We start from the raw sequence: 25,318 nt of genomic DNA on the forward strand, positions 1-25,318 counted from the left end.
CGGTGGCGGTCCCACCGATCCGCCGCCGGGTGGCGGCACCTCGGGCTGCGGTAAGGCTCCGGGCATCGCCAGCGGTACGCACACCATCAGCAGCAACGGCACGAACCGCAGCTTCATCCTGCGGATTCCGGCCAACTACAACCAGAACAACCCGTACCGGCTGGTCTTCGGGTTGCACTGGTGGGGTGGGACCGCGGTCGACGTGGACACCGGCCAGACCGTGGACCGCAACACCTGGTCCTACTACGGCCTCCAGCGGCTGGCGAACAACAGCACGATCTTCGTGGCCCCGCAGGGCATCGGCAACGGCTGGGCCAACACCGGTGGCGAGGACGTCACCTTCATCGACAACGTACGCAACCGGATCGAGTCGGCCCTCTGCGTCAACACGCGGCAGCGGTTCTCCATCGGGTTCAGCTACGGCGGCGCGATGAGCTACGCCCTCGCCTGCGCCCGACCGGACGTCTTCCGGGCGGTCGTGGTGCAGTCCGCTCCCCGGGAGCTCAGCGGATGCAGTGGCGGCACGCAGCCCGTCGCGTACCTGGGCGTGCACGGCATCGGCGACAACCCGGCCAGCGGACGGGCGATGCGTGACCGGTTCGTCCGGAACAACGGCTGCGCCGCGCAGAGCCCCCGCGAACCGGCGGCGGGCAGCCTGACGCACGTCGTGACCTACTACTCCGGCTGCCGGGCCGGATATCCGGTGGGTTGGGCCGCCTTCGACGGTGGCCACATCGCCGCTCCCCAGGACGGTGCCCCCGGTGACAGCGGACCCCGTACCTGGGTTCCCGCCCTGGCCTGGAGCTTCTTCACCCAGTTCCAGTGAGTTCCTGACCGGAGCCGATGACCGGGCTGCCGGCCTACGCAGGGGCAGAATCCTTGCGTGGGTCGGCGCCCGCGTCGCCCGGGTCGGTTCCGGTCGGGCCTGCTGGGCGGGTCAGCACGCCCAGTTCGGCCGGGTAGCGGTGGAACCGGCGCAGGCCCAGCTTGCGCACCGCGACCGGCCACGGCGTCTCGGTGGCGAGCACGACGAGATGTTCGAAGTTCGCCAGGTATGACTCGCCGCGCGCCGCCCGCTCGGCGAGGATGTACGGCTCCAGGACGCTCCACGCCTCCCGGGCGCGGAATCCGCCCGTGCCGATCAGCAGGGCCCGGTCGACCACATTGAAGGCAAGCATCTGGCCCAGCCCGTTGTAGTACAGCGCGATCCGGTTCACGTGCTTACGGGCCTCGGGCGGCAGCTCGCTCACCGGCACGCCCGGCGGGCAGGCCGTCCGCAGCTCGGTGAGCACGAACTGCTGGCTGTCCAGGAAGGCGTCGCTCATCCGGTCGCGGGTGAGCAACTCGATCGCGACCAGGGTGTGATTGGCGCTCTGCGACAGCCGCAGCTGCCGGAGCGCGAAGAACGCCGAGAGACCGACGGTGATCACCGAGACTGCGGCCACGACCGCGTTGGTCACGATGGCAACATCCATGGCAGCAATCGTAGGGAGGTGCGACCAACTGGCTACCCACCGTTGGGCCCCAGCCTCCTGACCACCACGCCCTCGACGTCTGCCAGCGGAACGAAGCCCCACCGGCGTGAGTCGACGCTGTCCGGATGCTCGCCGAGCAGCACGGCCATCCCGGCGGGCACGTGTCGCACCCGGCCGCCGACGGCCGGGGCGACCGATTCCGGGACAGTGTCACCCGGCAGCGCGGCGAGCCGCTTGACGAGCCAGCTGGAACCCGGGGAGCCGGCTGCCGCCGCGCGACGCCCGCCCTCCTGATGGTGCGCGACGACCACTCTGCCCACGCGGAGCCGTCGTGTCCGGCGGACCAGGAGACGGTCACCATCGAGGAGGCGGGGGCTCATGCTGTCACCCGCCACGTCGACGATCAGGAAATATCGGCGCACCACGACAACGCAGACAACCGGCGTCGCGAGCGCGGCGACGCCTCCCATAGTGGTGAGCAGGAATTGCGACTCGTCGGTCATACGCCCCCTCCGGAGCATTACTCCCATCTTTGCGCGCTCAAATCAAGCCGTTGACGACATCGGACGACACCGATATCGTTGGCACTCCCAGCCAGGCTGCTTGGGACCCGATTGACTCGTGGCCCTCGAGGCATGGGGACACGGGGAATGGGGGAAGTTGTGGGTGTCGCTGTTGTTGCGGCAATATTGACGCTAGCTGGGGTTCTCGCGATATCCGTAGTCGGTAAGGTGCGCACCCGAACGGGTTTTGTCGCTTTCGCCGAGGCCATTACGGGACTACAGGCGACCTCCGCACGCTGGTCACGCCCGGTGGCGGCCGCCTCGATCGCGGCCGAGGTGGCTGTGCTGGCTCTTCTTGTCTGGCCCGGAGGGGCGACCGCCGGCCTAGCCGCAGCGGTGCTGCTCTTCGGCGCGTTCGCCGCCGTGCTCGCGCGGGCTGTCCAGCGCGGATCCACCGCCGGGTGCCACTGCTTCGGACCGACGAACACACCCGTCGCGTGGCGGCATGTCATCCGCAGCGGGTTCCTCGCCGGCACCGCGTTCGGTGCCCTCCTCGGCGCGATCACCCTGCCCACCGTCTCGCTCAGCAGCCTCGCGCCGCCGCAATTCTTGTTGGCCTTCTCGTTAACGGGAGTCGTCGTCGTGGTACTGGTCCGGCTCGACGACCTGGCCTGGCTCCTGGGTGGAGCCAACCAGGCGCGCTGATTTTCCCGCGCCAAATTCACCCCATCGCGCATCACGATTCGGCACGCTGATCCAAGGAGCCGCGCTGTGCTATTTCTATCCACCGCTGTCGCCATACTTGCGGCACTCGTCCTCGTCGACCTCGCGCTTAGTGCCGCGATCATCAGGCGGTTACGTCAGACGGAGACGCAACTCATCGAGATGAACACCCCGCCCGCATCGGGGCTGCCCGTCGGCGCCACCATGCCGGAGTTCGTGTCACCGGACGGCCAGGTCTCCAGCGCCGACATCGCGGACGGTCCGGCCCTGATCGGGTTCTTCTCCGCCGGCTGCCGGCACTGCCCGGCGCAGGCGGAGGCACTGGCCGACCGCGCGGAAGAGGTCGCGAGCAAGGGGATGCGGGTGGTCAGCTTCCTCACCGTGGGCGAGGGCCTGACCGACGAACTCGCCCCGACGCTGAGGAAGGCCGGTGTACTCGTCACGGACGGCAGCCCGAGCGCCGTGATGGCCGCCTTCCAGGTGCAGGGCACCCCGTCATTCGTGATGTTCGGCGCGGACGGACGGCTGGCGGCGCGCGGTCACGATCTGAGCGAGGTATTGGGCAGCCGATGAGGCGCTCGGCATTCCTGCTGCGTCGCGCGTTCGGGATCTACTTTGGCGCCGCGCCCTGGGCTGCGGCGGTGAGCATCGTGATCATGGTGGTGGGCGGCCTGACCGCGGTAGCCACCGCATGGTTCACCCGAGCGCTCATCGACGGCCTCTCAGCGGGCGACGAATCGACCATCTGGGTCGGCGTCGCCGGGTTCGGCGTACTGGCCATCGTGTCCCCCGTCATCCTGCACGTCTCCCAGTACGTGCAGCGGGAGGCGGAACGCCGGGTGACGGTACGCACGCAACAGGAGCTGTTCACCGCGGTGTCGGCACATCCTCGGCTGACGGAGCTGGAGGACAGCTCCTTCCATGATCGGCTGCGGCTCGCCCACGAGGCGAGTCGCTTCGCGCCGACCCAGCTCAACGGCATGGTCCTGGGAATCGGGCAGGAAATGATCACCATCGTGGCCTTCGGCGTCACCCTGGTGCGCTGGTCTCCTCTGGTGGGCGCGCTGGTCATGCTCGCCGCCGTGCCCACGCTCGTCGCCCAGATCCGGCTCGCCCGCATGCGGGGGGCGATGCTGGAACGCACCGTGCCGATGTTCCGCCGGCAGACGTTCTACGCCGCACTCCTGCTCGACATGCGCGCCGCCAAGGAGATCCGGCTGTTCGGGCTCGGCGGGTTCTTCCAGACGAGACTGCTGCGCGAATTGCGGGCGGCCCAGGCACAGGAGCGCCACCAGGACCGGCTGGCACTCTGGGTCGACAGCGCACTGGCGACGCTGACCGGCGTCGTATCGCTTGTCGCGTTGGCCGTCTTCGTCGCACGGGTCGCCGACGGGCAGGGCACGGTCGGCGACCTCGCGGTGGTGATCGCGGCCCTGGCCGCGTTGCAGATGTCCGCGTCCGGCCTGGTGCGCCAGATAGCGATGCTGGGCGAGACGTTCATCGTGTTCGGCCATTATGTCGACATCACCGCGGTGATCCGCGAGGCAACCCGGTCCGACCCGCTGCCCGCCGTCCGCCCGCTGGAGGGGGACCTGGAGTTCGACGACGTCTGGTTTCGTTACGCCCCGGACCACGACTGGGTCCTGCGCGGTCTCACGCTGCGGATCCCCCGTGGTTCGTCCCTCGCGCTGGTGGGCGACAACGGCGCCGGCAAGTCCACCCTGGTCAAGCTGCTCTGTGGATTCCACACCCCGACCAGGGGGACGATCCGATGGGACGGCGTCGACATCACCACCGTCGACCCGGCATCGCTGCGGGCCCGCATCGGGGCGACGTTCCAGGACTTCATGACCTATGAGTTCTCCGCGCACGACAACATCGCGGTCGGCGACATCGGTGCCCTCGACGACCGCGCGCGGGTGCGGGCGGCAGCCGCCACGGCCGGCATGGACAGCGTCCTGGGCAAGCTTCCCAACGGGTACGACACCATGCTGACGCGGGCCTTCAGCGACGGGGACCTGCCCGGGGTCGGTGTCGTGCTGTCGGGCGGACAGTGGCAGCGGCTGGCTCTCGCCCGGGCTGCGCTCAGGGAGGGCGCCGACCTGTTGATCCTCGACGAACCGTCGTCAGGTCTCGACGTGGCGACCGAGCACGAGATCAACAAGCGGTTGATGTCGCTGCGCCGCACCCACACCAGCCTGCTCATCTCGCACCGCCTCAACACCGTCCGGGAGGCCGACCACATCGCTGTGCTGGCCGACGGTCGCATCCTCGAACAGGGCAGCCACGACGAGCTGATGGCGTCGGGAGGTCGCTATGCCGAGTTGTTCCATCTCCAAGCGTCCGGTTATGACGACGCGCTCTCCACGCGGACCACAATGTGAACGCTAACAGCCTGCTCCGCGTGTCGCTGCTGGGTCCCGTTGAGGCATCTGTCGGGGGCCAGCCGATGACCATCGGCAGCTTGGGAAGGCGAGCGTTGCTGGCAACGCTGGCCCTCGATCCGGGCAAGGTGGTCGGCGTCAGCCGACTCGTCGCCGCCATCTGGGACGACCAGCCACCGATGACGGCGACCACAAAGCTCCAGGGCCACATCTCGGCACTGCGGCGGAGCCTGGTCCGGCTCGGCGGTCCGGATGCCGTGCACATACTTCAGACCCGGGCACCGGGTTACCTGCTCTGCGCCCACCTCACCTCGACCGACCTCGCCTGCTTCGACGAACTGACGCAGCGTGCCACCGCTGCCCGGCTTCCGGACGGCGCCGAACGCCGGGTGGCGGCCCTGACCACAGCGCTACGGCTGTGGCGGGGCAATGCCTGCGTCGACGCGAGGGCACCGGGGTTGGCGGTGACGGCGGCGTCGCTGGACGAGCGGCGGTGGCGGGCGATGGAGGATCTCGCCGAGGCGCAGCTCGTGCTCGGGGACCACAACTCGGTCATCGACGCGATGGAGCCCCTGGTACGCCAGTCGCCCTATCGGGAGCGGGCCTGGGAACACCTCATCGAGGCGCACATGCGGCGCGGCGACGACGCGTCCGCCCTGGCCGCCCACGAGCAACTGTGTCACATCCTGGCGGCCGAACTCGGCGTTGCACCTGGTCAACGGATCGGCCGGCTCGTCAGCATGATCCGGCCGAGGCATTAGCGAACTGTTAGTGCAGCGTAAGCGGCCGATGACATCGTGACCGCATCGACAACCGTCGGACCGGCGAAGAGGAGAGTGGTCGATGATCATCAACAGGTTGAGCGACAAGCTGCTGGCCGCGTTGCTGCCGAAGGCAACGGCGTCCGCGTGCAACGTGTGCAGTCTCGCCTACGTTGGGTGCGGGGGTCCCTACTGCTACTACTACTACAATAAGGTGGTCTCGGGCCAAGTCCGTTGCTACGCCAACACGGCGAGAGACTGCAACGCGCCCTCCGTGAGCTACACCACGGGCTGCTGCTGATCGTCGATCTGCTGCCGCCGGCCGGACACCGTTGTCCGGCCGGCGGCGGCATGCAGGAGGCTGATGATGCCGGGCCGTAGACGGACGGTGGGGTAATGCTGCGGGTAGCGATGTCGCAGTGGCGGGTGCGGTTACGCCGGTCGTTGGCCCTACTGTCGATGATCGCCGTCGCGGTGGCCGGATTCACGCTGCTCACCGGGGCTTCGGTGACCTCGCGACTGGACACTGTGGGCACGGTGAGCGCGAACTACCGGCCCGTCTACGACCTTCTGGTACGGCCCAAAGACGCGGTGCTGCCGCTGGAACAGGAACGCGGTCTGGTCCAGTCGGGCCAGTTGGCGGGCATGCGTGGCGGGATCACCGTCGACCAATGGCAACAGATTCAGGCGATGCGCGGGGTGGCCGTGGCGGCTCCGGTTTCGATGATCGGGTACGTGATGCGGACCGTGCCCCTGACGGTCGACCTCTCCGACGAACTCGACCCGGCTCTGGAGCGTCAGGTGCTGCGGGTACAGCCCACCTGGGTCACGGACGCGGGGCTGAGCCAGATCCCGGACGGGCCGGCGTTTCTCTACGTGACGCGGAACCAGCTGGACGTGGTGCCGAACAGCGAGCTGAAGAGCGGCGGAGGACTGCCACCGCCGGAGGAGGTCGACGCCGACGGCCGACGGGTGAAGATCTGCCCGGCCGCACCGTCCATCGGCGCCGAGGAGTGGCTCGCGCCGACGGATCTACGCGCCCGGTCCTCGTTGACCTGCATCGGCGGCCCGGGGTCGACGGATCGCGAGGGAAAGGCGATGCGCCCGACCGTCACGCTGGTGTGGACGGTGCCGTTCCTGATGGCCGCGGTCGACCCCGACTCGGAGGCGGCGTTGGCGGGGCTGGACAAGGCCGTCACTTCCGGCCGCTACTTCAGCCCGGCGGAAGCGCCCACCGCGCAGCGCCTGGACGGCATGCCCTACCCCTACTCGGTGCTGCCGATCCTGATCGCGGATCAGCCCCAGGTCGACGGGGCGCTCAAGCTCGACGTGCAGAGGCTTGATCCGAGCGCGGCCGACTTGGTCCGGACGTCCGCCGACGACCAGCGCCTCCGCGCAGCCCTGGGCAACCAGCCCGGCACCCCGATCGCGCAGCGGTCGACGCCGATCGAAGAGCCCTACCGGGACATGGTGGACCGGATGCTGCACCCCGGTGAGCTGGGCGTCGAGTACGACCTGGCGACCTCGAACACCATGTGGCTGCACCAGTTCTGGACCGTCGGGCCGGCAAAGGTGACGCAGGCCGGGGATGGTTTGCGGGCCCAGCCGGACCCGTACGACCTGAAGATCTGGGGCCAGGGCGCCGACGACGGCGGGTCCTCCCGGCACGTACCGATGGAGTTCGCCGACACCAGCGTCCGGGGCGGCGTCGCCGCGCACCGGAACCTGTCCCACGGGTACGAACTGCAACCGGGGGACGTGAACATGCCCGATGCCGCGTTGGGTGCGGTGGGCACCTTCGACCCGGCCAAGATCTCGCTGGGCAGCGCGTTGTCGGCGGTGCCCATGGACACGTACTTCAATCCGGGCGCGGACGGCGCCGACGAGGCGTCCCGACAGGCCCTGGGCGGCCAGCGACTGGCCCCGAACGCGAACGTCACCGGCCTGCTGAGCCAGCCGCCGCTGATGCTCACCACCATGGCGGCGCTGCCCGCCATCTTCGACCCCGGCGCCTACAGCACCGAGCCCTCCTACCCCGAGTACCAGCTCAACAGCGCCGCACCGATCAGCGTGGTGCGGGTCCGGCTGGCCGGAGACGTCGGCATCGACGCGCTCTCCCGGGAACGGGTACGGGTGATCGCGGAGGAGATCGCGCACCGTACCGGCCTACAGGTCGACATCACGCTGGGCTCGTCACCCACCGAGGTGACCCTGCACTACCCGGCCGGCAACTACGGACGGCCCGACCTCGCCGTGGCTGAGCCGTGGGTGCAGAAGGGCGTCGCCGCCGTGCTCGTCAACGCGGCCGACCGCAAGAGCGTGCTGCTCTCCCTGCTGGTGCTCGCGGTGTGCGCGCTGGCCGTACTCAACGCCAACACCGCCGCCATCCGCGCCAGACGAACCGAGTTCGGCATCCTCACCTGCCTCGGCTGGAACCGGCGACATCTCGTCCGACTGATGTTCACCGAGATCGCCGGCATCGGCCTCGCCGCCGGCATCGTGGGCACCGCGCTCGCGCTGGCGCTCGCGTTGCTTCTCGGGCTGAACATCCCGTGGAGCCACACCCTGCTCGCCATTCCCGCAGCGGTGGGCCTGGCCCTGCTCGCCGGCGCCTGGCCGGCCTGGCGGGCCGCCCGGCCCGATCCCGGTGAGATCATTCGTCCCGCTGTGCTGGGCGTCGCCGTACGGCGCCAGGCCCCGCGCCGGCTGGCGACCCTCGCCCTGGCCAACCTGGCCCGTACCCCGGGTCGTACCGCGCTCGGCGCGCTGAGTCTGCTGATCGGGGTCGCCGCACTGACCATGCTGCTGGCGATCACGTTCGCCTTCCGCGGGGCGGTCACCGGCACCCTGCTCGGTGATGCCGTCACCCTCCAGGCCCGCACCGTCGACTACATCGCCGTGACGGTCACCATCGTGCTCGGCATCGTCTCCGTCGCCGATGTGCTCTACCTCAACATCTCCGAGCGCGCCGCCGAGTTCGCCCTGTTCGGCGCCGTCGGCTGGACCGACGCCATGCTGAACCGGCTGGTCGTCATCGAGGCCGTGGGCATGGGCATCATCGGCGGTACGCTCGGTGCCGCCGCCGGTCTCGGCGCGGCGGCGGCCTTCGCCGGGGGCGTCACCGCCCCGATCGTCTGGTGTTCCGTGGCCGCCCTGGCCTTCGGCGTCGTCGTCTCCGCCGTCTCGGTGGTGGTGCCGATCGCCATGCTCCGCCGCCTGCCCACCGCTCAACTGCTCGCCGAAGGGTGAGCGGCAAAGGAGTACCTTCGATGGAACGGACGTCAGCTGCGGCGTCGACCAGCACGGTCACCGCGCCGCTGGTGTCTCTGACCGGGGTGCGGAAGAATTTCCCGCTGCCCGGCGGCGCACCGCTTGTGGCGGTCGACGATGTCAGCCTGTCGATCGCCGCCGGCACCGCGGTCGCGCTGACCGGCCCGAGCGGCTCCGGCAAGTCCACGCTCCTGCACCTGATCGGTGCCATCGAACGGAGCGACGGGGGCAGCATCGAGGTCGGCGGGCAACAGGTGACCGGCTTGTCCGGCCGGTCGTTGGCGGCGTACCGGCGCGGAATCGGGTTCGTGTTCCAACGCTTCCATCTGCTGCCCACGCTCACCGCCCTGGACAACGTGATCGCACCGCTGCTTCCGTTCCGCACCGATTTCGACAAGGCCGCTCGGGCACGTGAACTGCTGGCGATGGTCGGGCTCGCCGACCGGTGCGCCGCCCTGCCGTCGCGGCTCTCCGGCGGGCAGCAACAGCGGGTGGCCATCGCCCGCGCACTCATCAACCGACCCGCCCTTCTGCTGGCCGACGAACCCACAGGCAACCTCGACAGCCAGAACAGCGCCGCCATCGTCGACCTGCTGCTGAGCCTGCGCGACGAACACGGCACGACCCTCATCATGGCCACCCATGACGCCGGCATCGCCGCCCGCTGCGACCGGGCCGTCCAGATGCGCGACGGTCGCCTCACCGACCTGGACCGATGAGAACGACGGGGCGAGGACCGTCAGTCCGCAGGGCCCAGCCCGAGGTACGGGCCGAGCAGCCGGCGTAGCCGGGCCAGCGTGACCTCCCTGACCGGGACCGCCTTCGTCCGGTCGACGCTGGCGACCTCCCGGGACGCCTGCACGATGAGGAAGTCGACGAGCTGGGCCATCGTCTCCGGCTCCGGCTCGCCGAAGTCGGCGAGCGCCTGCCGCAGGGGCACCTGGAGCTGGGCGTGGAACTGCTCCATCGGCCCCTGGAGCAGGCGCGGCTCCACCACCTGGGTCAGGGCGCGGGCCACCGCCTGCCCGGAGCTGGCGAAGAGGTCGACGTTCGCCGCCACGTACGCCCAGACCCGGGTGGCCGGGGTCGGCGCCGCCGCCACCCGGGCCAGCACCTGGCTGGCCCACTCGGGGAACACGTCGGCGACCACGGCGGCGAGGAGTTCGTCGGCGGAGGTGAAGTACTGGTAGACGCTGCTGCGGGCGAGCCCCGCCCGACGCCCGACCGCCGCCATCGACGGCGCCCGCGCCTCCTCGGCCAGCAGGGCGCGGGCCGCGTCCAGCAGGGCGCGTCGTTGCCGAGCGTGGTGCTCGGGGACGCTGGCTGCCTGGATCCGCGGCACGCGCTCCTCCTCATCAGCGGGCGGGGGCGCCGGGGATCGGCGGGGCTCAGGCGGCGCTGGGCTCGGCGATCATCAGGCGTCCGTCAATCATCTCAAGGACCCGGTCGCAGTGATGCAGCACCTCGTGGTCGTGGGTCACCATGACGGTCGCGACGCCGTGCTCGTGTGCCTCCCGGGCCAGCAGGGCGACGACGTCCTGGCTGCGCTGCCGGTCCAGTGCCGCGGTCGGTTCGTCGACCAGGAGCACCTGCGGGCGGGTGACGAGGGCCCGGGCGATACCGACCCGCTGCCGTTCACCGCCGGAGAGCTGGTGCGGGCGGCGGTCGGCCTTGTGCGACATGCCGACCTCGGCCAGTAGTTCCCGGGGGTCGCGGGGGTTGGCGTACCTCCCGAAGGTAAGCGGTAGCCGGACCTGGTCGAGGCTGGTGAGGGCGGGAAGGAGGTTCCCGCTCTGGAACACGAATCCGATCCGCTCGCGGCGGATCGCGGTGAGCCTGCGGGGCGGCAGCGCGGTGAGATCGAGGTCGTCGAGCCGGATCGCGCCCGAGGTGGGTCGGATGAGGGCTCCGCAGACCGCGAGCAGGCTGGACTTTCCGGCCCCGGAGGGGCCGACGATCGCGACCAGTTCGCCCGCCGCGACCTCCAGGTTGACCTGGTCGAGGGCGGTGACGGTGTCGTCGCCGTCACCGTGCAGCAGGGTGACGTCGGACAGGGACAGCACGGCGGTCATCGGTTGCCTCCGAGCGCGGTGAGCGGGTCGACGCGGGTGATACGCAGGACAGCCACGGCGGCACCGACGACGCCCAGGACGAGCAGCAGGGCGGTGGCGGTGGCGATGGGACCGGCCTCCAACACGAACGGCATGGGGGTGGAGGAGATGGCGGCGCCGGCCGCGACACCGAGGGCCACGCCGGTCCCGGCGGAGAGGACGAGCAGCACCACCGACTGAAGCAGGCTGTCCCGGAGCAGGTAGCGGGTGCTCGCGCCGAGCGCCCGCAGCACGGCGATCTCCTGCCTGCGTTGCACCGTGAGCACCGTGAAGAAGGCGCCCACCACGAGCGCGGAGATCGCGTAGAGGAAGACCTGGATCAACTGGAGGGTCGAGGTCTCGGCGGTGTAACCCGGCGACGCACCGTACGACTCCTCCCGGGTCATCGAGGTCGTGCCCGCCACGGCGTCGCCGGCCGCCAGGTCGACATCGGCGCCGTCCGCGGCGCGGACGGCTACCGCGGTGATCTCGTCGTAGATGCGCTCGGCCGGGACGTCACCCGGGCGTACCCCGGCCTTCACCTCCTGCCAGGTACGCAGCGGGAGATAGCCGATGTCGACGTGGCCGAAGGTGTGCTGCTCGGCGAGGATGCCCACCACCTTGAGCGCGGTGCCGGCGGGCTCGACGAAGATGGTGTCGCCCACTTCGATCCCCTCCTCGGCGGCGGTGGCGCTGATGACCACCTCCGCCTCGCCGGCGAGGCGAGCGCCCTCGGCGACGGCCGGGGCGAGGAACGAGTCGACCTCGACGCCGAAGAGGGCGAGGTCGATCTCGATGTTCCGATCGGTCCGCCCGTTGACCAGGGTGTTGCCCAACGGCGCCGCCTCCGCCACACCCGGCCGGTCGGCCCAGCTGGCGACGGCCTCGGCCGGCACCACGCTGCGGGAGAACGCCGAGTCCTTGGCCACCTCGTGCTGGAAGGCCAGCGAGGTCACGGGGAGGCGCTGCAGGCCGGAGACGCCGTCGTTGACCAGCCCGACGGAGAGGCCGCTCAGTAGCACCGTGAGGATCGCGATGAGCGCGACGACGACGCCCATGAGGGCGAACCGACCGCGGGCGAAGGCAAGTTCGCGGATGGCTAGGAACATGGGTCTACCCGACCCGACAAGTAACCGACAGCATGTCGGGAAAGATACCGACATGCTGTCGGGAAACTAGGGTTTGCCGCACATCTTGTGAAGCACCTCACCCGGGGCCGGCTCGTCAGCTGCGCCGACTCCACTGCTGGTTCGCACCGCCGTTGCACGACCAGAGAATGATCTTCGTGCCGTTGCCGGTGGCGGCACCATTGGCATCCAGACACAGCCCGGACTGCTGGTTCGTGACGGTGCCGTCAGCGTTGACGTTCCACTGCTGGTTGAGCCCACCATGGCAGTCCCAGATGATGACCGTGGTGCCGTTGGTCGTACCCGCGCCGTTGGCGTCCAGGCACTTGTTGCCCTGGCCGGTCAGCTGCCTGCTGGCGGTGTAGGTCCAGCGCTGATGCGTGCCGCCGCCGCAGTCCCAGAGCTGCACCTGGGTGCCGTTTGTGGTCGTGGCGCCGGGCACCTCGACACAGCGACCCGACTGGCCACCCACCAGCTGCACACCCTGCCCGCCGCCGGTGCCCTGCTGCCGGACGATCGACTTGGACTCCGCCGACCGGTTGCCCTGGGCGTCGAGGACGTAGAGCCGGTACTCACCCGACGACGTCGGTACGGAGATGCTGGTGGCGGTGCCGTCCGCTCTGCTCATCGTGGGGCCGGCGGCGAAGGCGGTGGTGCCGGAGGGGGCCAACCAGATCGTCCTGGTCGGATCGCCGGTGCTCCGGATCGGAATCGAGGACGTTCCGCTGCTGACGAACGTGCTGGCCGGCAGGACGTGGTCCGGCAGCGACAGATTGCGTGGCTGCGTGATGTCCCGGAATGAGTCCTCGAGCCCGGATCTCACGGCGATGCCATAGGCGGGCGCCGGCCAGACGTAGTCGGCGGAGACGAGGATGTCGTGAATCGTGCTGTTCGGCAGGTTCTTGTTGGAGACCTTGTTGATCGGCCCGTACGTCTGCGTGATGTTCAGGTCGTGCTTGCGGCCGAAGTCGTCGGAGTTGATCATCCAGGTGATGTTCTTGTCCACGCTCAGCACGTTGTCGCGGAAGGTCAGGTACGCCGAGCCCTCGTCCGGGTGAAGTCCGTACTTGTGGCCGGCCGGCACGCCCTGGAGATAGTTGTCGGTGACCGTGGTGCCCGGCTGGCTGCCCAGCGTGTAGATGGGTGCCGTGTCGCTGAGGCGCTGCACCGTGTCGATTATGTGGTTGTAGCTGATGTTGTTGTTCTTCGCCGTCGTGGTCGGCCGGTTGGGCACGATCGACCCGGCGGACCCGTCAAAGTTCCACCAGCCCCAACCGAGCGTGATGCCCGCCCACGGCGCCTTCTCGATGCGGTTGTGCTGCACGGTGAGGGAATCAACGAAGTAGGCCGCGACCGCGCCGTGCCCGTTGAACAACACCGCGCTGTCGTGGATGTAGTTGTTCTTGATCTCGATGTTCTTCGGGAGCCCCTCGACCTGCGGGGAATACTTCTCGCGGTTGCTCGACGTGTGATCCCCGAGGTAGACGTGCTGCGGGTGACCCACGGAGATGGCGGAGCCGGCGATGTCGTTCGTGTAGTTACCGATCAACCGGGTGTCCGTCACGTCGTTGACCAGGTTGATCCCGTCGGCACCGGTGTGCTGGATCCGGTTGCGTTGCAGCAGGATCCCGTCGGCGTTCTGCAGGTGGATGATGCCGGGAGTCAGGTCGACGTTGCGGTAGTAGTAGACGTGGAAGTTGCCCTTCGCGTACGCCTGTGCGCCCAGATTCCCCTGCTGCGCCTGCTTGTACGCCGAGCCGGCCACGTTGAACAGGTTCCAGTCCGAGTGCTGCACGGTGAGGCCCGAGAAGGTGATGTTGCGCGCGTGGCTGCTCGTCGATGTGCCGGCGACCCGCAGCACGGTGGAGACGTTGTTCGGCGCGAATACCGTCGCGGTCGACATGTTCTCGGAGTTGGCCCGGTAGTAGTACAACGTCCGGCTGGACCTGTCGAAGTAGAACTCGCCCGGCGCGTCCAGGAACTCGTAGGCGTTCATCACCTTGTGGCTGCCGTTGATCTGCGCGTTGCCGTTGAACGCACCCTGCGCGATGGCGGCACCTGGTTGCTGGAACAGCACGACCCGGCTCGCGCCATCCGCGCTCGTGGTCACCTGCCGGACTCCCACGATGGCCGTCGTCCAGGTCGTCGCCGTCTCGATCTCGATGTCCTCCTGGTTCCGGGAAATGGCCGGGAAGTCGGCAAGGCTGTACCTCGCGCCAGCGCACTGCGAGCCTGATTCCCAGGCCCAGTCGGCCTGTCCCGCCGTGATGTTGTACGTCCCGTGGCAGCCCCCCGAGTTGATCGTCTTGGCTGCCATGAAGGCCCGTTGGCCGTTGACGTAGAGCGACCGCAGCTTGGTGGCCCGGTCGAGCGGCGCCTTCCAGATGTTGCCGCTGTGCTGGGTCCAGCCGGTCACCTGCACACCGCCCTCAAGGACCGGCGTCTCATCGGGGTACGCGGCGTAGCTGACCCGGTGACCGTTGGTGCCGGAGTCGCTCGGCCCGAACTCGATCGTGCTGCTCACCGGATAGCTTCCGCCACGGAGGTAGACCTGGATGTCGCCGGTCATGTTCGCGTTCATCGTGCGAACGGCGTCCCGCGCGCGCTGCACGGTTCTGAATGGTGCGCTGATCGTGCCCGGGTTGGTGTCGCTGCCGCCCGGGGCGACATAGTAGGTCGCCTGGGTCGCGGCCGAAGCCGGGGCCTGGGTTGCCACCACGGCCGGCACTACGGCGGAGACCAGCACCGCCGCTGCCAGCAATGAACTTCTTCCGGCTCGAACGAAGGATCTCATTGCGGTTCCTTCCACTCCCGTCGCCATAGCCAGGCTTGTCGTCAGAGGGCTGTCCCGGGCAGTGAAGGGACCCGCGCCCCGGCTGTGCGTTCAGCACCGGAGCAGCGAGACTTCTGAAGGCCGACGGTGGACTTCCGCCGCCACTTGGCAGGACTTTCATCCACAACGATCAAAGTCTGCCTTCAGCGTAGGCGTCGAGCAGATCGAACGCAACAAGGGTAAGACGTCTGTCGTCGTACCAATAAATTGCCGGACGAGACAGCGGCCCGATCGGGATCGGGCCGCTGTCGTTTCCCCCTCGGTGCGGTGCCGACTGTCGCGCTCGCCCGTCAGCTCACGCCCTTGACCAGCGCTGGTTGCTGCCGCCGTGGCAACTCCAGACGATCACCGCGGAGCCATTGGCGGTGGCTGCGCCGTTGACGTCCAGGCACAACCCGGTCTGGGCGCTGCTGATCGTGGCGTTGCCGTTGATGACCCACTGCTGGTTCGCCCCACCGTGGCAGTCCCAGATCTGCACCCGGGTGCCGGCGGCGGCGTTGCTCGGCACGTCCAGGCACTTCCCCATCACCTGCAACGCCCGCCCGTTCTGGGTGAACTGCTGGTTGGCTCCACTGTGGCAGTCCCAGATGAGCATCTGGGACCCATTGGCCGAGCTCGCACCGTTGACATCCAGGCACCGGCCGGACGCCTCGTTGCGGAACCGGCTGCCGGTCGGATTCGGGTTCGGGTTCGCGCCACCGTTGAGGGCATCGAGGACCGCCGTGTACGCGGGCTTCTTGTTGCCGGCGCAGTCGAACAGCAGGGCGTTGTCACTGCCGCGCCAGGAGTCACAGTCCCGTACGCCCCAGACGGTGATGCCGGTGCAGCGGGAGATCGCCAGGCAGGCCCGGGTGACGGCGCCGTACATGTTGGCCTGGTTGCCGCCCTGGGTGATGTCCAGCTCGGTGATCTCCACGTCCACCCCCAGGTCGGCGAAGCGCTGGAGGTTGGCCTGGTAGTCACCAGGAAGCGCGGTCCCCAGGTGCGACTGGAAGCCGACGCAGTCGATCGGCACGCCACGGGACCTGAAGTCCCGGACCATGTTGTAGATGCCTGTCGACTTCGCGTTGATCCCGTCGGTGTTGTAGTCGTTGTAGCAGAGCTTCGCGCCCGGGTCCGCCGCGCGGGCGGCACGGAAGGCGGCTTCGATCCAGTCGTTGCCGGTGCGTTGCAGGTTCGAGTCACGCCGGCCGCCGCTGCCGCCGTCGGCGAACGCCTCGTTCACCACGTCCCAGGAGTAGATCTGCCCCCGGAAGTGGCTGGCCACCTGGGTGACATGGTTGATGGCGGCATTGCGCAGGTCACCACCGGAGAGGCCCTGCGCCCAGCCGGGCTGCTGGGCGTGCCACAACAGGGTGTGCCCCCGTACCTTCATGCCCCGCGACCGGGCGTGGTTGACGATCCGGTCGCCGGCGCTGAAGTTGAACACGCCCCGCTGCGGCTCGGTCGCGTCCCACTTCATCTCGTTCTCGGCGACGACGCTGTTGAACTCCCGGTTAAGCACCGTCATGTACGTGTTGTCGTTGAACTTGTACGTCCCGACCGCGGCGCCGAAGTAGCGGCCCTTCTCCGCGGCCGAGGCCCCCAGCGTGGTGCCGGCACTGGCGACCCCGGCGGGCACCAGCGCCATGCCGGCCGCCAGCAACCCGGCCGCCAGCGCGGACAGGGTCGCCCTGGCCTGCCACCGCCGTCGCGGAGAACCGCTCGAAGGTACGAGATTCTTCATGTGCGCAGCACCTCCCGGAGTCGTACGCATCCGCCTGTTAGCGCTAACACCCCTGGCCGGTCGGGTGCCCACCAAGCGGCGACACCGGAGGAGAGAACGCTACACATCGATTAATTTGAGGTTGCCACATTGTTACAGGAGACTCAAGAAGCCCTGGCCAGCGGACTGTAAATATTCACACTCGTCGAGGTCCTGGCGCGCCGACCGCGCCTGATCCGCTGCGGCCGGCGGCCGGACAGCGAGCAAGGCCCCGACCGGCAGACAGCTACCAGGTCAAGGGCCTTGCTCGGTGGTTCACCGTCCGCCGGTCAGAACGCCAGCTTCTCGGCGGCGGCGCCCAAGCCCGCCGACGATCCGACGAACACCCGCTGCGCGGTCTCCGCTCCCTTTGCGAACTGCACCGTCTGTGTCTCCCTGCCGGTCAGGTCGACCACCTTGAGGTTCGGCCGCTCGGTGAGGTCCTGATCGCCGTAGTCCTGCACCATCAGATGCTTGCTGTCGTACCAGCCCAGCACGGCACCGGCGGTCGGTAGGGAGAACTCCTGCTGGACGGCGCCGGTGGTGGCGTCGACGATCTGGATCTTCTCGCTCGCGAACCGGTTGTCCAGCGCGATCCGGCTGCCGTCGGGCGAGAACCCGCCGCCCTCATTCAGCGAGCCGCCGCTGACCGGAAGGGTACGGGTCGGTTTGCCGGTCAGGTCGTAGAAGCCGATACCGGTCACCCGGCCAGGCTCGCTCTCGCTCACGTTGACCGAATGGGTCAGGGCAACCCCCGTCCCGTCGGGGGTCCAGACGAAGGCCAGTCCGTTGGTGTTCCGCGTGCTGACGTCGGGCACCTCGACCTGCCGGGGGGTCAGCGTGGCCGCGTCGACGAGCAGAAAGCCAGCGCCCCCGCCGTCCTTCGGCCGGTTCGTGATCAGGATCTGCCGGCCATCGGGCGACCAACTCGCGCCCGAGGTGTAGGCGGCGTTGCCCGGCAGCCACCGGACCTCACCGCTCTCCCGGTCCAGCACCCCCCTTCTCGACGGGTGCGCCTGGCTGTTGTCGCCCTCGTGCACCAGCACGTGGCTGCCGTCCGGAGACGGCACCACCTCGTTGTACGGGACCTGTTCGTATCCGCCGCTGTCCGGATCGAGCAGCAGCGAATAGTCGTCCGCCGGCCCCGGGTCTCCCGGGTTGTTGATCCCGCTGTACGCCGTCACGACGAACGGCCTGACGGCCGGCCCCTGGCCCGTCCCGGCCGGCGGCAGATCGGTACCAGGGGCGGCCGGGCCGCCGATGGCCAGCGGTACCGCCACCACCGCTGCGACAACCGCGGCGACGCCTGCCACCGCCAGTCGCGTAGCTCGCTGCCGGCCGGCCCGACGAATCGCGGCCTGGGCCAGGTCCGGCGGCGGGGGCACGTCGGTGAACCGGTCGAGTGCTTCCCGTACGGCCTTCTCAAGTTGGGTCGTCACTGGTGAATCTCCTGAATGACAGGGTGGTCTAGTTCAGGGCTGAGTTCACGGATCCGGTCCAGGGCGCGGGCGGCCTGGCTGCGTACCGTCGCCGGTTTGCAGCGCAGGATGTCGGCGATCTCCTCGTCCGGCAGGTCCTCCAGATATCGCAGGACGAGCACCGCCCGCTGCTTCGGCGCCAGGCGGTCCAGGGACGCCCGCAGCGCCAGACTCAGGTCAACCCGGCCGGTAGGGTCCGTCCCGGCCGAGTCCGGCAGCCGATCGGTGACCACCTCTCGGCTCCGCATCGGCCGACGCCACCAGCTGACCTGCTCCCGGTAGAGCGCCCGGCGCAGGTACGCCTCGGGCTGGCCGTGGCGGACCTTCCCCCAATGCCGGTACGCCCTGGCCAACACCGTCTGCAACAGGTCCTCGGCCTGCTGCCGATGACCGGTCAGCGCCAGGGCGGTCCGGAACAGCGCATGCGACCGCGCTCCGACAAAGGCGGTGAAGTCCTGCCGGGTCTCAGGATCCATGGAAGCTCCCGCGTCTCATGCTCTTAAGAACGCGAGCACAGCACGGCCTGCTGCATCCCCGGACGCAACCCCGGTTGGAGATCGATAATGATTGATGTATCGTGAAACGCTCCCAGAGTGCGTCCCCACTCCACCTGCCCGAGGAGCTGAGAAAACATGTCGCGACGGCGTCATCGGCCGGCCTCCGCGCTGGCCGGGCTGCTCGTTCTGGTCCTGGCTGCCCTCCTGCTGCCACCGACGTCGGTGGCCGGCTCCGCGGCACCCGACACACCCCGCACCGGGGCGGTACCACTCACCGAACTGACCGTGGTATCCGAACAGGTGGCCTTCGGCCTGCAACGACCGATCGCGCTCACCGGGCTGCCGGACGGCCGGATGCTGATCGCGGAAAAGAACGGCACCGTCCGCGCCTACCACCCCGACACCGGCCTGGCGGCGGAGCCGGTGCTCGACCTGACCGCCCGGGTCGACACCTCGGGCAACGAGCGCGGCCTGCTCGGCATCACGCCCGCGCCGAACTTCGCCCGGACCAGAATTCTCTACGTCGCCTACACGAGCCTTCCGGCTGGCGCGCTGACCCTGGCGCGAGTGCCCCTCGGCGCTCCTGACCGGCTACAGGTGCTGCTCACCCAGGAGCACGCCGAGTACAACAACCACAACGGCGGACAGGTGGCGTTCGGCCGCGACGGCTACCTCTACTGGTCCCTCGGCGACGGCGGTCACGCGAACGACCCGTACAAGGCCGGCCAGGACCTCGGCACCCTGCTCGGCAAGATCGTCCGGATCGACGTCAACCGCACCTGCGGGGCGAAGCCCTACTGCGTACCCGCCGACAACCCGTTCGTCCGCAAGCGCGACGCGCGGTCGGAGATCTGGCTCTACGGGCTGCGCAACCCGTGGCGGTTCTCCGTCGACCCGGTCGACGGCTCGCTCTGGATCGGTGACGTCGGTCAGGGTCTGGTCGAGGAGATCAACCACATCCGCCCGTGGCAGGGTGGGGCGAACCTCGGCTGGTCCTGCCGGGAGGGCACCCCGGTGTTCGACCCGGAGCAGTGCCGGCCGGGCGTGAAATACGTCGACCCGGTCTTCGAGTACGAACATTTCATGACCGAGAACTGCTCGGTGACCGGCGGCGTGGTCTACCGAGGCTCCGCCACTCCGGAGGCGTGGGGAACCTACGTCGCCAGCGACTACTGCTCGACCCTCGCGTTCGCCGTACGCCCCAAGCCCAGGGGCGGCTACGAGACCGCCACGATCGGCAACTTCCCCATCCAGCCGACCGCTATCGACACCGACGTGCACGGCGAGCTGTACGTGCTCAGCGACCTCCCGGGATGGCTCAGCCGGGTCCGCTTCGAGCGGGTCCAGCCAACCGCTGGCGGCGGGGCCGCGACCCGCTGAGTCCCGGGCAGTCCCTCCGCACCCGCAGTACCCGATGAGAAGTTCTCGCCCTGGCCGAGGTGTCGATCGATTCGGCCAGGGCGAGTGGGTGTCGGCGGCGTGGCAGGCGCCGGCCAGAGGCCTAGCGAGATGCGAGGTGTCGGGCGAGTGACTCGCCCTCCACGTCGAAGGCCGGCACGACCTTGTGCATCCAGCGGGGCATCCACCAGATTCGCCGGCCGAGGATGAGCATGGCGGCCGGAACGATGAGCATGCGTACCAGGAATGCGTCGACGAGAACGCCGATGGCCAGGGCGAAACCGATGGTCTTGAGGATGATGTCGTCGGTGAAGGTGAAGCCGGCGAAGACGCCGACCATGATGAGTGCTGCAGCGGCCACGACGCGGGCGCTGTGGGTGAAGCCGTCGATTACCGCTCGGCGTGCTGGAGTGCCGTGGACGTACGCCTCTCGCATGCGGGTGACGAGGAAGACCTCGTAATCCATGGCCAGGCCGAACAGGATGCCGGTGAGCAGAATCGGCAGCAGGAACAGCACCGGGCCGCCGGTGTCCAGACCCACGAGTTCGTTGAGCCAGCCCCATTGGAAGACCGCGACCGTCGCGCCCAGGGAAACGCCCACGGAGAACAGGAAACCGAGCACGGCCTTGACGGGTACCCAGATCGAGCGGAACACCGCGATGAGCAGGATGAGTGCCAGTCCCACGACGACCGCGAGATAGAGCGGGAACACCTCGGCCAGCTCGGTGGAGATGTCGATGCCGACCGCAGTGACTCCAGTGACCAGGGCGCGGGCGCCGTTCTGGTCCGGCAGGTGCGACAGCGTGTCCCGGAGTTCGCCGACGAGGTCCTTCGTCGACTGGTCTGACGGTCCTGAGTGGGGGATCACCGTGAGGGTCGCGTACTGCGTCGTGTCGAGTTGCTGCGTGTAGTCCTGCTGGGCCTGCGGGCTGTCGCTGGTGATGGCCGGGATCACGGCGGCGATGTTGGAGCCGTTCTCGGCCGCCAGCGTCTGCAGCCTCTCGGTGACGGTCGCGACTGCGGCGACCGGATCCGGGGCTTGCTCGGTGTCGATGACGACAAGCAGCGGCCCGTTGGCTCCGGCGCCGAAGTGCTCCTCGATGAGGTCGTAGGCGACACGTACATCGCTGCCTGCGGGTTTGGTGCTGTCGTCCGGGAGCGCGAGTTGCAGGGAGGCCACGGGGATGGCGGCCCCGGCGGCGACCGCGATCCCGGCGACGAGCGCGGGCCAGCGGACGCGGGCAAGACCTTCGACCCAACGGCGACCGAGAGTACGTGGCTCGCCGGAGCTCCGGTCGGTGCCGGCCTGCCCGGTGGCGGTGTGCTCGGTGCCGGTGTGCTCGGTGGCGGTGTGCTCGGTGGCGGTGTGCTCGGTGGCGGTGTGCCTGTGCACGACGCGAGTACGTCGCTTCGTGACGCGAGCGCCGGCGATGCCGAGTAGTGCGGGCAGCAGGGTGAGCGCGATGAGTACGGCGAGCGCAACGGTGAACGCAGCACCCAGGCCCATCTCGGTGAGGAATCCGATGCCGCACAGGGCGAGGCCGACGAGGGCGATGACGACGGTGAGACCGGCGAAGACCACCGCCGAGCCTGCGGTGCCGACAGCGCGGCCGACCGCCTCCTCCAACGGGCGTCCCTGGCGGACCTCGGCCCGATAACGGGAGAGGATGAACAGTGCGTAGTCGATGCCAACCGCCAGCCCGAGCATCGTGCCGAGCGCAGGGGTGGTGGTGCTGAGCTCGACGAAGCCGGTGAGTGCGGCGATGGCGGCCGTACCGATCCCGACGCCGATCAGCGCGGTGAGCAGCGGCATCCCGGCCGCGACGAGCGACCCGAGGGTGAGGGCCAGCACCACGAGAGCGACGGCGATGCCGATCAGTTCGGCGACGGCGCCGCCGATCTCCACGCCGAGTACGTCTCCGCCGACGGTGGCCGTCAGTCCGGCCTGCTCGGCGACATCACGGGCGGCTTCCAGCGCTTCGCGGTCCGCAGCGGACAGGTCGACCGCGCTGCGGGCGTAGCTGACCGAGGCGAGGCCGGTACGCCCGTCCTCGGAGATCATCCCCACCTCGAACGGATCGACTATCGAGCGGACGTGGCTCGTCCTCAGCGCCGCGAGCGAGTCGAACACAGCCTGTTGATTGGCCGGCTCTACCAGAGTCTCGCCGTCCGGGGCCTGGAACACCACCCGCGCCGTCGCGCCGTCCGGCGCAGCTTCGGGATCCCGTTCTCTGATCAGGTCGAACGCCAGGGTCGACTCGATGCCGGACAACTCGAAGCCGTCATTCGTCTTGCCTGACAGGGTCGCCGCGCCGAGCGCGACGGTGACGAGCAACAGGGCCCAGATTCCCGTCACGGTCCACCGGCGTCGGAAGGACCAGCGTCCGAGTCTGAACAACTGCCATGCCATGCCGTCTCCTCCTGCGTGTCGGTGACCAGGTCCCGGCGTGGGCGAACTAGTTCGGCTCTCGAGCCGCGGAAGCACCACGCGCGATCGCTTGGGAGACGGTAGCTTGAAAATATCCGTGTGGATATTTTTGTGGTCGTCGTCATAGGATCGGGCCGGCGGCTCACCACCGACCCGCCGATCGCTGTGGAGGTATGCCATGACCGACCGGGAACCACGGGGCAACTCGCCCGCCCGGCAGGAGGGTTCGGCGAAGCGGGGGCCGTACGCCAAGGGACTCGCGCGGCGGCAGCAGATCATCGACGAAGTGTTGGCGGTCTACGACCGGCTGGGATTCGAGGGCACCTCGCTGCGCGCCATCGGCGAGGCGATCGGCGTGACACATCCGGTGCTCAAGCACCACTTCGGCACTCGCGAACAACTCTTCATCGAGGTGCTGCGGGAGTACGACCGCCGCTTCCTCGACGGCCCGGACGTCGGAGACGGCACCTTCGTCGACCTGATCCACCGCTCGACCGAGCACAGCATGCGGGTGCCGGGGCTGATGGCGCTGCTTAACAGCATGGTGGCGCATGCGCTGGAGGCCGGCAACGACCGCTCACGCGCCCACTTCTCCGAACGGTACGCGGACCTGCGCGAGAAGATCATGGGCCTGCTCGCCGAAGGCCAGGCGGCCGGAACCGTACGCTCAGACATCCCCCTGGACCAAGCGGCCTCGCTCGTCCTCGCGGCGGCCGACGGCCTCAGCACCCAGTGGCTACTCGACCGGAGCGCCGACCTCAAGAACGGGCTGCTACTGCTGCAACGCCTCCTCGAACCACCAGCTAGCCAGGCAACGCAGGCCAACCCCTAGCACTCCATCGCCCACCCACCCCCACCCCCACCCCGCGTCGACCCCCACCCCGCGTCGATCATGGAGTTGTGGTCACCTTTATGTCCCTTAAGAGGGGATTCGCGGCGACGATAACTCCATGATCGACGCGGACGCCGAGTGGGCAGCGCCGGCCCGGTCCAGCGGCCTCCGAGCACCCAGACACGAGGGTGGACGCGAAGAAGGCCCTGACCGGCAGAGAGCTACCAGGTCAGGGCCTTGCTGGTTGGTGTGCCGCCAGGGACTCGAACGCCGAACCCGCGGCGGGCCCTGGCCCGGTGTACACACCGGGCCAGGGACATTCCTGTTCACACCGCGTCGGACGCGGTGGCGGTCAGCCCGCCAGGGCCACCTGTGCCGGGGCCGACCGGTCGGCGGTGGTGCCGTCGCCCAGCTCTCCGAACATGTTGCTGCCCCAGCACCACAGGCCACCGTCGGCGCGGATTGCGCAACTGTGGTGGGTGACGGCGAAGACGTCCGTCCAGGTGGTGGCGGTCCCGACCCGGGTCGGGGCGCTCCGGTGAGTGGTGGTGCCGTCGCCCAACTGCCCGGACGTGTTGTTACCCCAGCACCACAGGCCACCATCGGTACGGACCGCGCAGGACGAGTCGACGCCGGCGTCGACCCTGACCCAGGTGTTGGCGTTGCCGACCTGGACCGGGGTGGTCTGGAATCCAGTGGAGGCGCCCAACTGGCCGTACCCGTTCTCACCCCAGCACCACAGCGTCCCATCGGCGCGGACCGCGCAGGTGTGGGCGTACCCGGTCGTCACGCCAGTCCAGTTGGCCGTACCTACCTGCGTCGGCGTCGCCCGGTAGCTCAGGATGCCGAGGCCGAGCTGCCCGTCCGTGCTGTCGCCCCAGCACCACAGGGTCCGATCGGTCCGGATGGCGCAGGTGTGCGCGTAGCCGGTCGCGACGCTCGCCCAGTCGGTTGCCGTGCCGACCTGCACCGGAGTGGCCGTCCAGTAGGGAGACATGCCGGTGCCGAGCTGCGCGTTGCGGTTCAGGCCCCAGCACCACAGGGTGCCGGTGGTGCGTACCGCGCAGGTGTGGTTGGCGGCGACGCTGACGCTGGCCCAGGTGTTGGCGTCACCGACCCGCACCGGGCTCTTCCGGCCGGTGGTGGTGCCGTCACCGAGCTGCCCGTTGATGTTGCCGCCCCAGCACCACAGCGACCCGTCCGTGCGCACCGCGCAGGTGTTGCTGGTGCCGGCGTCGACCCGGGCCCAGGTGTTGGCGTCGCCGACCCGCACCGGGGCGGTCCGGTTCGTGGTGGTGCCGTCACCGAGCTGCCCGCTGTGGTTGCCGCCCCAGCACCACAGCGACCCGTCGGTGGGGATCGAGCAGGTGTGCACGTTGCCCGACGCGACCTGGGAAACCGACGCGGCGGCGAGCGACGCGCTCGGCGACCCAGCCCCGGCAGAGCCGACGTTCGCGACGGCCGCGCCAGCCGTGAGTCCGATGGCGAGCGCGGCGGCCCCGACGACTGCCGTCGTCGTGGCGGCGACTGATCGTGTCGCCCGCCGCCATCGGCTCCACACGCGGCCATCCTGGTGTTCGTTCATTCCAACTCTCCCCACGCAACGTTGATATTCGATATCAACCGGAAACGATTGAGGTCTTTCGAGATCAGCCGGAGCATCGATCCCACCCATGACGTCCGGAGACTCGGCCACGGCCACATTCCTGACCGGCCGCGACCACCCACTCCAGATCCGGGTACGCGCGACGTTGGAAGCACCCGGCAACACGCCC

20 protein-coding genes are annotated in these 25,318 nt (G+C 69.0%); 9 read left to right on the forward strand and 11 right to left on the reverse strand.

The genetic code is table 11. The features are described 5' to 3' along the window. A partial coding sequence (locus tag AC507J_RS29540; protein ID WP_496293336.1) for a CE1 family esterase occupies positions 1–826 on the forward strand: 826 nt, incomplete at its 5' end. 34 nt (positions 827–860) lie between these two features. Here AC507J_RS29540 and AC507J_RS29545 read toward each other — a convergent pair. Both AC507J_RS29545 and AC507J_RS29550 read right to left on the reverse strand, forming a co-directional pair. Next, positions 861–1,475 carry a DUF4760 domain-containing protein gene (locus AC507J_RS29545; protein ID WP_496293338.1) on the reverse strand — a complete coding sequence of 205 codons (615 nt, stop codon included), beginning with the start codon at positions 1,473–1,475 and terminating at the stop codon, positions 861–863. Positions 1,476–1,507: 32 nt separating this feature from the next. Beyond that, positions 1,508–1,978: a S26 family signal peptidase gene (locus tag AC507J_RS29550; protein ID WP_496293340.1), complete on the reverse strand. Its 471-nt coding sequence runs from the start codon at positions 1,976–1,978 to the stop codon at positions 1,508–1,510. A gap of 147 nt (positions 1,979–2,125) precedes the next feature. Here AC507J_RS29550 and AC507J_RS29555 point away from each other — a divergent pair, with 147 nt between their 5' ends. From AC507J_RS29555 to AC507J_RS29580, 6 genes are all read left to right on the forward strand, one after another. After that, positions 2,126–2,683 (forward strand): MauE/DoxX family redox-associated membrane protein, encoded by a 558-nt coding sequence (locus AC507J_RS29555; RefSeq protein WP_496293342.1) that lies wholly within the window; start codon positions 2,126–2,128, stop codon positions 2,681–2,683. 66 nt (positions 2,684–2,749) lie between these two features. Continuing rightward, a complete protein-coding gene (locus AC507J_RS29560) occupies positions 2,750–3,274 on the forward strand; it encodes a TlpA disulfide reductase family protein (RefSeq protein WP_496293344.1) in 525 nt (174 codons plus the stop codon). After that, positions 3,271–5,085, forward strand: a complete 1,815-nt coding sequence (locus AC507J_RS29565; RefSeq protein WP_496293346.1) for an ABC transporter ATP-binding protein — start codon at positions 3,271–3,273, stop codon at positions 5,083–5,085. The genes AC507J_RS29560 and AC507J_RS29565 overlap by 4 nt, the downstream gene beginning before the upstream one ends. An 80-nt stretch (positions 5,086–5,165) precedes the next feature. After that, positions 5,166–5,846, forward strand: coding sequence for an AfsR/SARP family transcriptional regulator (locus AC507J_RS29570; protein ID WP_496293348.1), 681 nt, complete (start codon positions 5,166–5,168; stop codon positions 5,844–5,846). Positions 5,847–6,242: 396 nt separating this feature from the next. Next, on the forward strand, positions 6,243–9,095 hold the full coding sequence (locus tag AC507J_RS29575) for an ABC transporter permease (RefSeq protein WP_496293350.1): 2,853 nt from the start codon (positions 6,243–6,245) through the stop codon (positions 9,093–9,095). Positions 9,096–9,115: 20 nt separating this feature from the next. Continuing rightward, on the forward strand, positions 9,116–9,835 hold the full coding sequence (locus tag AC507J_RS29580; RefSeq protein WP_496293352.1) for an ABC transporter ATP-binding protein: 720 nt from the start codon (positions 9,116–9,118) through the stop codon (positions 9,833–9,835). A 20-nt stretch (positions 9,836–9,855) separates the two neighbouring features. Here AC507J_RS29580 and AC507J_RS29585 read toward each other — a convergent pair whose 3' ends face one another. The 7 genes from AC507J_RS29585 to AC507J_RS29615 all read right to left on the reverse strand — a co-directional run bounded on the left by AC507J_RS29585 (position 9,856) and on the right by AC507J_RS29615 (position 18,864). Beyond that, positions 9,856–10,458, reverse strand: a complete 603-nt coding sequence (locus tag AC507J_RS29585) for a TetR/AcrR family transcriptional regulator (protein ID WP_496293354.1) — start codon at positions 10,456–10,458, stop codon at positions 9,856–9,858. Between the two features lie 46 nt (positions 10,459–10,504). After that, complete coding sequence (locus tag AC507J_RS29590; RefSeq protein ID WP_496293356.1) at positions 10,505–11,188, reverse strand: ABC transporter ATP-binding protein; 684 nt, start codon at positions 11,186–11,188, stop codon at positions 10,505–10,507. Beyond that, the gene (locus AC507J_RS29595; protein WP_496293358.1) at positions 11,185–12,315 is read right to left on the reverse strand and encodes an ABC transporter permease; all 1,131 of its coding nucleotides are present in this window, start codon (positions 12,313–12,315) and stop codon (positions 11,185–11,187) included. Before AC507J_RS29595 ends, AC507J_RS29590 begins: the two co-directional genes overlap by 4 nt. A gap of 115 nt (positions 12,316–12,430) precedes the next feature. Next, entirely contained in the window at positions 12,431–15,127 is a 2,697-nt protein-coding gene (locus AC507J_RS29600; RefSeq protein WP_496293360.1) for a ricin-type beta-trefoil lectin domain protein, read from the reverse strand. Positions 15,128–15,461: 334 nt separating this feature from the next. Further along, the gene (locus AC507J_RS29605; RefSeq protein WP_496293362.1) at positions 15,462–16,892 is read right to left on the reverse strand and encodes an endo-1,4-beta-xylanase; all 1,431 of its coding nucleotides are present in this window, start codon (positions 16,890–16,892) and stop codon (positions 15,462–15,464) included. A 308-nt stretch (positions 16,893–17,200) separates the two neighbouring features. Beyond that, positions 17,201–18,349 (reverse strand): TolB family protein, encoded by a 1,149-nt coding sequence (locus tag AC507J_RS29610; RefSeq protein WP_496293364.1) that lies wholly within the window; start codon positions 18,347–18,349, stop codon positions 17,201–17,203. Further along, positions 18,346–18,864: a SigE family RNA polymerase sigma factor gene (locus AC507J_RS29615; protein WP_496293366.1), complete on the reverse strand. Its 519-nt coding sequence runs from the start codon at positions 18,862–18,864 to the stop codon at positions 18,346–18,348. The genes AC507J_RS29610 and AC507J_RS29615 overlap by 4 nt, the downstream gene beginning before the upstream one ends. Before the next feature lie 156 nt (positions 18,865–19,020). Here AC507J_RS29615 and AC507J_RS29620 point away from each other — a divergent pair, with 156 nt between their 5' ends. Continuing rightward, a complete protein-coding gene (locus AC507J_RS29620; protein ID WP_496293368.1) occupies positions 19,021–20,265 on the forward strand; it encodes a PQQ-dependent sugar dehydrogenase in 1,245 nt (414 codons plus the stop codon). A 121-nt stretch (positions 20,266–20,386) separates the two neighbouring features. On the opposite strand, the gene AC507J_RS29625 is transcribed toward AC507J_RS29620, so the two are convergent. Continuing rightward, a complete protein-coding gene (locus AC507J_RS29625; protein ID WP_496293397.1) occupies positions 20,387–22,693 on the reverse strand; it encodes an MMPL family transporter in 2,307 nt (768 codons plus the stop codon). Between the two features lie 196 nt (positions 22,694–22,889). Here AC507J_RS29625 and AC507J_RS29630 point away from each other — a divergent pair, with 196 nt between their 5' ends. Then, the gene (locus AC507J_RS29630) at positions 22,890–23,543 is read left to right on the forward strand and encodes a TetR/AcrR family transcriptional regulator (protein ID WP_496293370.1); all 654 of its coding nucleotides are present in this window, start codon (positions 22,890–22,892) and stop codon (positions 23,541–23,543) included. Positions 23,544–23,895: 352 nt separating this feature from the next. Here AC507J_RS29630 and AC507J_RS29635 read toward each other — a convergent pair whose 3' ends face one another. Then, entirely contained in the window at positions 23,896–25,128 is a 1,233-nt protein-coding gene (locus tag AC507J_RS29635; RefSeq protein ID WP_496293372.1) for an RCC1 domain-containing protein, read from the reverse strand. Positions 25,129–25,318 lie beyond the last annotated feature (190 nt).

This window comes from Micromonospora sp. PRAS1 (assembly GCF_059553435.1).